The organism is Roseofilum reptotaenium CS-1145 (assembly GCF_028330985.1).
Taxonomy (GTDB): domain Bacteria; phylum Cyanobacteriota; class Cyanobacteriia; order Cyanobacteriales; family Desertifilaceae; genus Roseofilum; species Roseofilum reptotaenium.
The window spans coordinates 20782-33543 of the sequence record NZ_JAQMUE010000090.1 but is presented as its reverse complement, the minus strand read 5'-3'; the positions used below and the strand labels follow the sequence as shown (position 1 = coordinate 33543).

Annotated in this window: 7 protein-coding genes and 1 pseudogene; 4 read left to right on the top strand and 4 right to left on the bottom strand. The window is 46.0% G+C overall.

What is annotated here, in order from left to right; all coding sequences use genetic code 11:
• Window positions 1–145: 145 nt before the first annotated feature.
• Window positions 146–2341, top strand: a pseudogene (locus PN466_RS20770) (choice-of-anchor I family protein); the annotation flags it as partial.
• Between the two features lie 41 nt (window positions 2342–2382).
• On the opposite strand, the gene PN466_RS20765 reads toward PN466_RS20770, so the two are convergent.
• On the bottom strand, window positions 2383–2505 hold the full coding sequence (locus PN466_RS20765) for a hypothetical protein (RefSeq protein WP_271943368.1): 123 nt from the start codon (window positions 2503–2505) through the stop codon (window positions 2383–2385).
• A gap of 207 nt (window positions 2506–2712) precedes the next feature.
• On the opposite strand from PN466_RS20765, the gene PN466_RS20760 reads away from it, so the two are divergent.
• Window positions 2713–3360 carry a hypothetical protein gene (locus PN466_RS20760; RefSeq protein ID WP_271943365.1) on the top strand — a complete coding sequence of 216 codons (648 nt, stop codon included), beginning with the start codon at window positions 2713–2715 and terminating at the stop codon, window positions 3358–3360.
• 246 nt (window positions 3361–3606) lie between these two features.
• Here PN466_RS20760 and PN466_RS20755 read toward each other — a convergent pair whose 3' ends face one another.
• Window positions 3607–4191, bottom strand: coding sequence for a thylakoid membrane photosystem I accumulation factor (locus PN466_RS20755; protein WP_271943362.1), 585 nt, complete (start codon window positions 4189–4191; stop codon window positions 3607–3609).
• A gap of 168 nt (window positions 4192–4359) precedes the next feature.
• Here PN466_RS20755 and PN466_RS20750 point away from each other — a divergent pair, with 168 nt between their 5' ends.
• Window positions 4360–4746 (top strand): hypothetical protein, encoded by a 387-nt coding sequence (locus tag PN466_RS20750; RefSeq protein ID WP_271943359.1) that lies wholly within the window; start codon window positions 4360–4362, stop codon window positions 4744–4746.
• A gap of 43 nt (window positions 4747–4789) precedes the next feature.
• Here the strand turns inward: PN466_RS20750 and PN466_RS20745 are convergent, their stop codons facing one another.
• Window positions 4790–6553, bottom strand: a complete 1764-nt coding sequence (locus PN466_RS20745) for a DUF3685 domain-containing protein (protein WP_271943356.1) — start codon at window positions 6551–6553, stop codon at window positions 4790–4792.
• Window positions 6554–6627: 74 nt separating this feature from the next.
• Complete coding sequence (locus PN466_RS20740) at window positions 6628–8559, bottom strand: hypothetical protein (RefSeq protein ID WP_271943353.1); 1932 nt, start codon at window positions 8557–8559, stop codon at window positions 6628–6630.
• Window positions 8560–9092: 533 nt separating this feature from the next.
• Between PN466_RS20740 and PN466_RS20735 the strand changes: the two genes are divergently transcribed.
• Window positions 9093–12482: a pentapeptide repeat-containing protein gene (locus PN466_RS20735; protein WP_271943350.1), complete on the top strand. Its 3390-nt coding sequence runs from the start codon at window positions 9093–9095 to the stop codon at window positions 12480–12482.
• The last annotated feature ends 280 nt before the right edge of the window (window positions 12483–12762 follow it).

Sequence of the window (12762 nt, the reverse complement as noted above, 5' to 3'; positions counted from 1 at the left end):
TCTTCCAAGCTTCTTTGGCTTCCTGATAAGCTTGGAAGAGTTCCTCTATGCTATGGTGTGCAACTATCTGAATTCGTCTTGGCATGACTAGGTTTGATGCTGTGCCTTTTTATTTTAGCTGATTCCTCGGACTTGATATGACCCCTCTATAGGTGCTGGAATTAATAACGTCGCGGTGGCCAATGGGGTGGTAGCTGTGGCGGTGGAAAATGCGGATGCGGTAACCCCAGGGGCAGTTGCTTTTTTTGACCCTAATGGCAATTTTCTCAATTCAGTCACCGTTGGTGTATTGCCAGATATGGTTACTTTCACTCCAGATGGGCAGAAAGTGCTAGTTGCTAATGAAGGGGAGCCGGGGAATACAGATCCAGAAGGTTCTATTAGTATTATCGATATTTCCAGCGGGGTGGCTAATGCAACGGTAGCAACCGCAAATTTTACTGCTTTCAATGGCCAGGAAGATAGCCTGCGAGCCGAAGGGGTGCGTATCTTCCCGAATAAAACGGTTGCCGAAGATGTGGAACCGGAGTATATTGCGGTTTCGCCCAATGGCAGTACGGCTTTTGTGACGCTTCAGGAAAATAATGCGATCGCCATCTTGAATATCGATACGGCGACAGTCCAAGACATTATACCCTTGGGTTTGAAAGATCACAGTCTTCCAGGGAATCGTTTGGATACGAGCGATCGCGACAATGCAATTAATCTGCAAAACTGGCCGGTGTTCGGGATGTATATGCCGGATTCGATCGCTTCTTTTGAAGCTAACGGCCAAACCTATTATGTGATAGCCAATGAAGGAGACTATCGCGGTGAGGATGAAAGGATCGCCGACTTAACCTTAGATCCCACAGCATTTCCCAATGCCGCAGAACTCCAGCAAGATGAACAACTCGGACGCTTGGGAGTTTCCACGGTTGATGGGGATACTGATGGTGATGGGGACTACGATCGCCTGTTTGCCTACGGAGCGCGATCATTCTCCATTTTGAACCAATCTGGCACTCTAGTTTACGACAGTGGCGACGATTTCGGGCGCATTACCTCCGAGCAGGTTCCCGCCCTGTTTAACTCTGGAACTGAGCTAGAGAATGGTAATATCGAGACGAGTTTTGACGGTCGCAGCGATAATAAAGGTGCAGAACCAGAGGCGATCGCCACAGGCGTAGTCAATGGCAGAAGTTATGCTTTTATTGGCTTAGAGCGCATTGGCGGCATTATGGTCTACGACGTAAGTAACCCCACCGCGCCGAGTTTTGTTCAATACGTTACTCCCAATGGCACAGATATCGCTCCCGAAGGATTGGCGTTTATCCCTGCTGCGGATAGCCCGAATAATAATCCCTTACTGGCAGTCGGGAATGAATTCAGCGGTACGACAACGCTTTATGAAATTGCCCAAATTCCAGCGCCAGCGCCAGCGCCAGCTCCTAGTCCGAGTCCGGTTGTAGACCCAGTTGCTCCACCTAGCACACCCAGTCCCTCACCCAGCGCCACATCAACCTCCTCAGTCAATATTGTGGTGGAAGTGGCTGGAGCGTTTCAAGCCACTGTTGGTAATGACATCTTCTCCGGTACAGCCTCTAGTAATATCATCTTTGGTTTAGAGGGCAACGACCAAATCAATGCCGGTGCGGGCGATGATAATACCAATGGTAATCGCGGCGATGATACGGTCAATGGCGGTACAGGTAACGATACTTGTAATGGCGGTCAAGGCAATGACCAAGTGAATTGCGGTGACGGCAACGACCGAGGGAATGGCGATCGCGGCAATGATATCGTCAATGGAGATGCTGGTCAAGACCAACTCACTGGTGGTGAAGCTAATGATACTCTGGATGGCGGTGCGAATAATGATGGCATCTTTGGCGGTCAAGGCAATGACCTGATCAATGGTGGTGCTGGTGATGATGTGATCAGTGGCGACTTCGGTACAGATACCCTCATCGGTGGTGCGGGAAATGATGTATTTGTCCTCCGCACCAGCACCGCAGCCGCAACAGCAGCCACAGCAGATGTAATTCTGGACTATCGTCCTGGCGATACCATTGGTCTAACCGGTGGCATTACTCCCAATGACCTCACATTTACTGTGGAAAATGGTAATACAATTATCCCAGTCACCAACAATGGCGTAACCTCCGTCTTGGGTGTGGTGAATGGGGTATCTCCAGCACAGTTGACCTTTAGCACTGCCAATATTCAGGTGAACATTACCGGTAATGTTTCGGTCACCAGTAGCGTCTTTGTCGGTGGCAGTATTTCCGGTCAAGGGTTTGCGGTGGGTGCAACGGCATTTGCCAGCGTTGACTTTACGAACTCGTTTAGCTTGGTCTAGCGCTCTGTTGTCCTATCCATCAGTGTAGTGACCTGCAAATGTTAGCTATACTGATGGCTTGATTTGCGATCGACGGGTCGCGGGCGATGCGATCGCCGTTTATCGCGATACCAACAACAGAACAACCCTACCAAGTAGCCGACCGGCCAGTAGAAGTCAGGCAAGCAGCGCTACTTCAGCCCTTCCACGACTCCACCTCATCCCATTGAGAATTGCTGGCGAAGCGGAAAGCACTATAATTCAGAGAACATCGAACATTTGAAGAGATGGGTTGTAGTAATATGTCAAGTGATGAGCTATTAAGACTTCGAGAAGAGCAGTTTGGAGATATCCCGGAAACTGATTTTACTTAGTGTGTTGTTCTAGAAGATATGTGCTTACTACAGGACTTTGGTCTAAGTTCTGATACTTTAGATGTGTTTAGGCAAGTTGTTGAGAGTGCTGATTCTCGAAGTGGAATTCGCTTCATCAGATACTACGCTAGAAATGATAAGTCGAAGTTTGGGCAAGCTTTAAATAATTTAGTCAGGTTTTTAATTGATTGTAGAAATCAACCTTGGGATTTTCGATGGCGTAAAGCACTAGAAGACCAGCCAATGTTAAAGACTACATTTCTCTCAATTCTTGGATTCACATGCGATAATTTTGCTACTTATAAAATAGATGACTTAGAGCTTCCAAAGCAACTTATATATTCCTGCGCGGCCAGTGAATTTGCTGACTTAGGTTGGGATTCTTCACGTATAGACGATATGTTCTGGTATCAAGGGTTTAATCAACAATCCTTTCGAGAATGGTTTGATTTTGAGTTCCAAAGGCAACTTCAAGAATCGGAAAACTCGATAGTTCGTGATATACATCTATCTTTCTACGATCGCTTAGATCGCCTTCTCTTTCCAGACTCGGAGCAAGAGATTTTCATCTACAATCCTGCTAGTAACGAGAATGTAGATTTCTCTCCAAAAGTAATCATTGGGAAGACTTGCATCATTGTTATGGGGATTGAATACGACTTATAATGAGTTCGGTATGATGATTGGCTAATATTAGTGTTGGATAACAAGCAATGACTAGCATTCTTCCCGTCACCACTACTGCCGAATGGAGAGCCTGTCTGAATGTACCCGTTACCGTCTACAAACACGATCGCCATTGGGTAGAACCCCTACGCATAGGTTCCAAACACCCGATCTCACCAATCTACACCCAAACCAAGAGGCAAGAGGCAATAGGCAAAACCGGGTTTGAGCCTTTGATAATGTACCTTAATTGGGGGCTAATTCCGTATTTAGCTCATTCACCGCTTTGGGAACACGCGGTTGGGTATTCTCTCTAGGGGGAAAATCAAATAAGTCCCGCAGAGCATCATCAACCTGTTCAAAGGCGATATTACCCGTTTCTTCAAAAACCCGGTTACCTTGGCGATCGAAGAGGATAGTTTGGGGCACTTTACCCTTATAGTAGTAGGCCGGTTGCGTGGGGTCTGTACTCGCATCAAAGATAATTTGATCCACACTTAAGGGCACAAAATCAACAATTCGCCCATAATAAGCCTGAAGCTGAGAGACAACTGAGGCATACTGCTTGCAATCTCGGCTATCATCAAGATAGAAGACTAATAAGGTCGCCCGATCTTGTTTTAGGGAATCTTCAAATGCAACTCTAGGGGGAACGAGGGAACCATTGCCCCCATAGAGGGCAAAAATATTACCATCAAAGGTATCTACATTCATGCCAGCGATCGCCTGTGGTGTGCCCAAACCCAAGAGCCAAGTTACACAGAGTACCATCAGCAACAAACATCCACTCACAAACGTCTGTTTCCATCGATCAATTAAATTCAATAGCATTTTATTACGGATTCCCAAAACACTCAATGGATAAAGAACTATAGGATCAAACAAAGGCTACCATACTTTCGGTCTATTCTCCGAGAAAGTTAAGTCCCGTTCCCTAAGTTCTCTTAATTCCTGTTTTCATTGTTGATCATCTTCTTTTTTCCTATTCTTATGTTAACCATGACTCGCGATCATATTCAGAAGCTGGGAGCCTCTTTAAGACCCATTCGCCAGAACTTGTTAAAATTTGACGAACATCAGGGGATTCTACGCTTTTGGTATCAGGGAGAAGAGCCTTATTTTGATGTCTTTTTTGATATTCAAGATCAAGAACTGATTTGGTTTCAGTTGACCCTCAGAGGAAAATGCTTGACTTGGCATCAAGATCAGGGTCTAGAAACTGGGTTTACAGAAGAAGTGAATGTGGCACCCGAACGATATCCTGCAAGTAAGTTAATCAAACCGGAAGCCCGTCTCGATCGTGAATTTGTTGATTTAGTTCACGACATTTTGCTCACTCGCTCGACAGAATATCCCTTTGATTTAGCCCTAAAAATATTTGAGTAATGGGTAATAGTTTGTCTCGATATTTCCATGTCTCCCCATTCCCCTACTTCGGCCGCTCGCCATTGCCACTTAACCGACTGTCTGACCAAGAATTACCAATTCCTTGCAGCACTCCCCGCGCGACTAAACCGAGACCTCTGCCAATAATATGGGTTAGGACATAGATTAAAACTTGGCCGACTGAGCCAACTAACGCTTGTAGTCGGGGGGCGATCGCGTCGCGCCCTTCGAGCATTAAGGTTACCACTAAAGACCACCCGTTTAACTGGTCTAATTCTTCCCGTCTGGGGGCATAAATGGAGACTTTTTGAATCCCTCGTGCCTCTAAAACCAATAAGGAATACTGACTTTCAAAAATTGCTTTTGGTTCGCCAAACCACTGTTGTTGCCGAGATTTCCAGGATAAATCATTCCGAAATCGTTCAATCTTGCGGCTGGTGATTAGCTCCTGATCGTAAAAGATCTGCTTAACTGCTACGACATCTGCAAAATGATTTAAAAGAGGATTAACCACACTATTGCCGAGCTGAACAATCAGATTTTGGGTTAACATTTCCGCTCGCTTTTGCGCTTCTGGTGTGCCTGCCGCATATAAGCGATTATCAATCATTAAGGGGATTTCATAGACTAAATAATTCAGCAAGCCTATAAATAAGGGGACTTTTTCTAAATACTCTGCTTGAATTCGGTCAATATCCTGCAACAAAATGGGGACAATTTCCACTTCTGCCCCTTTGACCATAATTCGCGAATATTTGCCAAAAAACTGAGTCACAACCGCTGACCATAAATCGCGCAGGAAATCTAGTTTTTTCGAGAGCAATTGATCGCCTTGAATCTGGGAAAACTTTAAATCTTCAAGTAGAACTTCCCATTCTTCTAAAATGACTTGCAAGAGTTCTTGCCGTTTTTGCGGTTTTAAGATATCTAGCTCTAGGGGGGTATGCGTTAAATTATTGAGCTGGAATTGTAGATGAGTCGCCGTAGTTTCTAAGACTTGCTGACGAGGGGAAATGGGGATTAAGGATTCACTCCATTCTGGATCTGAGCTGGAGGACTGAGCAGGAACGAGGGATTGATTTGGAGAGATTCCAGAATTGGGGCGATCGCCATTATTTTCTGTCGTTTCCTGAAATTCTACCGCTTCTAAGCGGGGCGCTAACAACCAATGAATACACCATCGAGCAGTGAATAGTTCCCGCAGCCGTCCGCGAATCACAACCCGCTCTAATACCGATAAACCCGGTTGATTGAGTTGCACTTTTAACTTAGCTTCTACGTCCGAGATCGCTTTGATGTCCCAGAGATACCACCGATGTTTTACCCGAGTCCACCAGGACGGGCGATCGCCCTTCGATGAAGATGGATCGACACTCACCTGATAGGATTCTCCCATCGCCACCTGTTTGAGCATCGCTACCAACTGGGTCCGATCTGCCGTTTTGGGACAATAGCCATCAACACCCACCGCTCGTGTCCTTTGCCAACTGACTGTCCCTGGATCGGTCAACAAAACCAGCCGATAGTGGGGATAACTCGTTTTCAGCGTTTGACAAAACCGCAGGAGAGCATTCTGAGTTAGGGAGGTTTCTAGGGCAGTATCGATCGCAATAATCCCCACCCCAGGGCGATCGCTCATCGATAACCGTTGGGCTTGCAGATAGGTTAAGGCTTCATTCGGCGTTTCCACTTCAGCCATCACCGTAATCTCAGGATACGATTCCAAGGCCACCTGAAGTCCCAGCCGAAAGATCCGACTGGGAACGATTAATAACAGGGAAATGGAAGAGGGTTGAGAATTGCTCATGGGATATTTGATTTAAGAGACCAGTGAGAGGTTGACCAGCTCAGGGGAAAACCAACACTTTGCTCAACCCCTCCTTAAAACTGTGGCTCAGGACTATAATCCAAAGGTTCAGGAGCCGATTCATAAACGGGTTCTGGTTCTTGATAGACTGGCTCTTGATAGACTGGCTCTTGGTAAACGGGTGGCTGATAAACCGGTTCTTGATAAACCGGTTCTTGGTAAACCGGCTCTTGATAGACCGGTTCTTGATAGACCGGTTCTTGATAAACCGGCTCTTGATAAACCGGAGCTGGAGGAGTATAGAGAGAATCCAGTGTCGCTTGCCAGCGGGCGATCGCATCTTGAGCCTCATAATACAGCGGTCTACCCCAACCGATACGAGACGCTGCACCAATGGCTTCACTGTAGCGACCTAAAGATGCTAAATATTCAGCATCCCTGAGATCTGCATCATCCTGAGCCGTTTGAATTTCTACCTCCCACTCATAAATAATATCTTGGGCTTGACCATATAACGCACGATCTGAGGTGATTTTTTCCGCCATCTCAATGGCTTCCCACAAATCTCCCGCCTTAGCCAACGATTTTGCCCGATCCAGAATTGGCCGATCCTCAATAATTTCAATCCGCTTATTCCATTCAGCAATTAAGGTTTGAGCCTCAATGCGTAGGGGATGACCTCGCTCAATCTCAGCCGCTAAGGTTCTGGCTTGTTCAAAATCCTCCAAGGTTTCTCCTGCTGCCACATGCCGAGCCATGGCTAAAACGGGTCGAGCCTCTAAGCGCTCTACTTCCTTGCGCCAATGGGCGACTTTAGTCTGGGCTTGAATGCGCCGAGGACGGTCAACGGAGACCATTTGAGCAAAATTTTCTGCTTGTTTCAGGGCAACGGGTTGGCCAACACTGGCAATTAGATTCGCAAATTGAATTTGCACTTCATCTTGGACTTGCTCTTGCCACTGGTCAATTTTGCCTTGAGCTTCCTCATAGAGGGGGCGATCGGGTTTAATTTGAGCCGCTTGAGTTTGAGCCGCTAAAAATGCCCCTAGATTATCCTCTTGAACTGTATCGATCGCTTCTCCTAAGAGAATGAAATCTTGAGCTTCCGCATAGCGAGGGGAATAACTGGGAATGCGTTCGGCAATGGCGATCGCCCCTTCGAGATCGTCCTCTTCTAAGCGCTCTTCTGCCTTTTCCAAAAGTTCGCGACTCCAAGTTGCGATTTCCTTAAGCGCCGTTTGGCGAGCCAAGCTATCAGCCGGAATCTTATTCACCCGCTCCATGGCTTCTACCAAGTCCTCAACCGTACCATAGTTGGCCCAAGCGCGAGCATCCTTAAGCTGCTTCTGGTATTGTTTTTCTGTAGCAATTAATTGAGTCACTTCCACAAATCGTTCTTGACTCCAGAAGGGATCTTTGAGTTTACCCAACCGAGACAACTGTTGATAAGCCAGAGTCCAATTTTGATTTTCTATGGCCTCAAGTGCTTTCTGATAAATTTCTTGACCGGTATCCCAGTCAGCTTGCCATAACTCAATTTTTGTTTGAGCCTCCGCATATAAGGGGCTACTCTCCGGGACTTTACTGGCCATCTCGATCGCTTTTTCCAGATTACCCGCCTGTATTTCCCGACGGGCAAACTCTAAAATTGCGTTAGACCAGTTGCTCATCAAACGCTGACTTTCAGCATAGAGAGAATGGTTAGAATCCCATTGATCCACAAAAGCGATCGCCGATTCTAGATCCTCTAGGGTGCCAGACAGAGCTTGTTGTTCTACACAATAGAGCTGCTCGCCATCAGCCGCTAATGGCGACAATTCTTTACAATCTGGAGTGGGTGGCACACGAGTTAGCAGCCAAGTGGCAACAAACCCAGCCGTACCAAACATGAGGATAATCATTAGCCATAATAGGGATAGTCCCATGGCATTAAGGGTTGTATTTTGGGTTGAGGGACTCGATGGAGTCTCTTGGGGGGGGTTAATGGCGGTTGAAACTTCTTTCATAGACCTTGGGAGAAACGGGATAACGAATGTACTTAATAAAGAAGACGCAGATGTAATTTAAGTCATTAAACTAGGTTTCAATCGTTTAGAAAAGAGGCCAATCCGCATTCACAGGGGGAAATCCGGATCGAGTCCAGGGCGATCGCCAAATATTAGATATAGACTAACCAGAGTAGCCTAGGGTCTCTGGTCTTGTTCTAGAGTTTAACCGTTGTTTAGTGTAATGGGTTTTGGTCTTTAAAATCCTTGAAAGAGCCTATGCCACACTCACTCTTGTGTCCTCTAACCTTAGTTCTGTATAGTTTAAGTCATAAGATAACGGTTAAGCCAAGCACCCCGATCGACCTTAGCTTCCGTTGGTAATTGTTCTCAAGTTCTCCTATTCGGAAGTCAATCCCTCAATTCAGGAGCCTCCCCCGATGTCATCAAGATCTTTTGATTGTTAACGTGGGAGGGGTAATCTGAATAAACGCCTTGTTTCTTATCTTCTCTAAAACTAGCCGTCAGACTATTCGCGATCCACAACCTGTAGAATGAACTTCAAGATTTATGATTGGCTTCAAGCATCCCATCTTAGCCTTGGCTCGATTCAGCCAAGCCTATCCCTCTTTAAATCTACCTCTACACCCGATCGAGTTCATGATGCGCCCATTACAATTAACCTTCATCAGTTAAGCCAAGCTGATTTAGCCGGTGTGGCGTTTCGACTGGTGCAAGCCCTACATGAGGAACAGTTGACCGGTTTCCACACCAATATTCTGGCGGAATTTCTGGCAAGACCTCTTTCGATTGGGCGATCGCATCTTCGCCCTTTAAGCCAACTGACGGGTGCCATGATCCACGTCGAAAGTCAGTATAAACCAATGCCTCGTAATCATAGCACCTGGTTAGCCCTGGAAATTACTTATCTTGATGGTTTAGAAAACCTATTGATTCAAGAAGAAACCCTGTGCAAACCTTGGTTAAATCGCAGTTGGATCGCTCAATTCCCCCCTTCTTCATCCACCGAAACTGAGCAGACCCCTTGGGTTTCCCAACTCGAAATTATTCACCGTAAACGGCTCACGGATTTAGAAACTGAAAAAATTCTCTCTGATTTAGATCATGCTCCCATTATTGCTCACATTCATCAAGTCATTCAAGCTTGGTTAGTTGCTAATGGCGCGGAGGATCGGGAGAGCCAATTATTAGTGCAACGGCTCCATCAAGGCTTATTCGGACAATTACTCAAAACCGTTGCCCAATATCATATTTATTTACCTCAACTGCAAAAATTTGTCCGTATTGGCGATTCTAGTCAGGGATTTTATGGAGCTGGAGTAGGAGATTATGAACTTTTAGAAGTGGCTTCTCCAGGGGCACGGGCAATCATTGATTTGCCGAGAGAATTCTATCGTGCCGATCTGCGAATCAATCTAGCTTTCCCCTGTTTTGAAGAATCATTTTCTTGGTCTCAATTATATGTTATTCCCAAAGGATTGCCCACCAATTGTCTAGAATCTGAAAAAAGTGTTTCCTTACTCAATTGGGCGAATCAACAGCTTGCCGATACCTATAGTTTAGCCCTCATTGAGGGCCCCTCTGGTTTAGGGAAAACTCGCTTTTGTCAATGGTGGGCGGCGGAAATTGCCCAAAAAACCTATCCTGAATGGATGCCGATTGTCATTTCCCTCGGTTCAATTCAGTTGGGAAACTCCCTAGAAGAAACCTTGGATTCTGCATTTAAAAAAGCAGAATTCACCCGCAATGATGGTTGGTTAAAACCAGGATTTCCCCCTTGCGTCCTCATTTTGGATAGTTTGGATTCTATGCCCTATGGGTGTGTGGGGGATGACCCTTATCAGAAATTACTCGAACAAATTGCTCAATTTCAACACAAACACCGCGATCCGAGGGGCTGGCCTCGGCATAAAATTGTTTTAACCAGTCGGTCTGATTTTCGTTCCCGTTTGGCTTTAGAGCAAAAAATCCAAAGGATGGGCACTCAGAAGCCAGAAGCAGATGTGGCGTTCCTCAATGGGGTATTGAAAACTCGATTTCCCTTGAAGATATCCCGATTTCAGATCGAGCCAATGGATTTAGAATCCGTGCAAGAATGGTTTAAGAATTGGTCAAAGTTGCAAAGTCGGGAAATTGCTAAATCCTATTTTGATTTCCTCAAACAAGCCGGATTATTCAGTAATAAAACCGCAGCCAAAGAATTAGCAGCTATGGCGCGCCAACCCTTAATGTTGTATCTATTGGGTGTTTTGCATCGGGATGGTTTTTTCGAGAAAGATTTAATTGATATTCCGTTTCCAGGGGTAAAACTAGAAATCTACGATCGCATGATGACCTGGTTGCTGGGTGAAATTACCTCCGGACGATTGCGGGGGAGACAGACCCAAAAACTGATTCGCATCGGTTTAGGTCATGCGGGACGATCGCAAGAAACTATATCCCGTTTTCTCAAAAGTCGCTCACCCTTCAATCTGCGTATCCTGTGCCAAAATGCCGCTCTAATTTTACTCCAAAGTGGACAACAGACCCTCAACAGCACTCACCTGAAAGCTAAACTGAACCTTACCGAATCTGAACCCTTAGATTTACCCTCCTTTTTATTTCAGGAGACCCCAAAACCCCACCGGCAAACCATTGGATATCAATTTACCCATCGTAGCTTCGGTGAATACTTAGCCATTGAGGCGATCGCCAAACAACTTCAGCCTCTCCTCGATCCCAGTCAAGAATTTGACCTGCACGCCATTGCCCAAATCCTCTATCCTCTGCTCGGATTTGGCCTGCTCCCTTACAATAGTGAAGACCTACTGCTAGAGCGACTGCAACGAGAGCAAAACAATTATCCCCAGTCTTTCAATTTAAGCACTCTGTGCGATCGGTTGGATCGGTTCTGGGCCAGCTACTGCCAAGCCCAATGGATTAACACCTCCATCCCCAAACAAGCTCACGATCGCTTCCAATCCCTTGGAAACCCCATCAATATCCTGCAAGTGGATGCCATCCTTGGTATCAATCTCCTTCTTCTGATCGCCGTCTTCGCTCGTGCTACGTCTACTTCCTTCTACCCCTGTGGTATCCCCGATCGCCTTACCATTGATCTCAAGCTGCAAATTGGGGCCACAACCCTGGGCCGTTGGCTTCCGTACAACCCCAATCAACTCCTCACTTTAGCTGGCCGAGCATCGATCTTAGCCCCCCTCACCTTTTGGCAACGTCTGGGACGAGACTTCCATCACCTTCAGCTTCCTTGGGTCAACTTACAACACGCCATCTTACCCAAAAGTCACCTGCAAAACACTAACCTCCAGGGTGCGAACCTCCAAGGAGCCAACCTGAGTGGGGCCCAACTCCAAGAAGCCAACCTATCTGGTGCGGACTTATCCGGTGCTGACCTATCCAACGCCAACCTATCAAGAGCTAATCTGAGCATGGCTAACCTAGCTGGAGCCAAATTACAAGGCACGGTTTTAGAAGAGACTAACTTTAGCAACGCTTGTCTCTACCAGGCACTCATCGATCCCCAACATCATAATTTCATTCAATCCCAAGGAGTCTTTTGGACTTGGGAACAATATTGTGCCTACCAAGAAGCCAGTTGGACAGAAAACGAAAACAACTCCAATCTGCCCCAAGTACCGTCTGATTCAGATTTCTTACCCCCAATTGAAATCGCTGAAGACGAAACAGTAGCCTTTGAATCGGGATCGTATTTCAATCGGTCAGACCAATCAACAATTGAAGATATAGACGCTCCAGAAGAGATCGAGCATCTGCTCACGGCTGCCTATATGCCCGATCAAATTCCGGATGGCGATGGAGATCAATATGATGATGATGGGACTGAAACGATTGTATATACCCCACCTCCTGCTCAAGATATTGAAGGTGAAAGCATCCGTTATCAACCCCCTGATGATGTCTGAATCCGTTTAATTTGGCTAAAAATCACCTCTCATGCCGAGTTGGGGGACAAACCCTGTTTCTTCAATGACATAAATTGTAGTGGTGCCACTCACTTCATTGGTGACAACTAACAAAAGACTATTATTACTGGTTTAGGGAGATCGGTATAATTTGGATAGTGATTTTTAGAGTGGGTAAATCCTTAAAGGTCACAGAAAATATTGTTTTTTGATTGGTGATTTTTCCCATCAATTACAAGTTTATTGCTCACTTTATCATAGACAGATTGCACTCCATAAC

Coding starts and splice junctions, on each gene's coding strand:
- PN466_RS20760 (WP_271943365.1), top strand. CDS start 2,713: ATGTGCTTACTACAGGACTTTGGTCTAAGTTCTGATACTTTAGATGTG.
- PN466_RS20755 (WP_271943362.1), bottom strand. CDS start 4,191: ATGCTATTGAATTTAATTGATCGATGGAAACAGACGTTTGTGAGTGGA.
- PN466_RS20750 (WP_271943359.1), top strand. CDS start 4,360: ATGACTCGCGATCATATTCAGAAGCTGGGAGCCTCTTTAAGACCCATT.
- PN466_RS20745 (WP_271943356.1), bottom strand. CDS start 6,553: ATGAGCAATTCTCAACCCTCTTCCATTTCCCTGTTATTAATCGTTCCC.
- PN466_RS20740 (WP_271943353.1), bottom strand. CDS start 8,559: ATGAAAGAAGTTTCAACCGCCATTAACCCCCCCCAAGAGACTCCATCG.
- PN466_RS20735 (WP_271943350.1), top strand. CDS start 9,093: ATGAACTTCAAGATTTATGATTGGCTTCAAGCATCCCATCTTAGCCTT.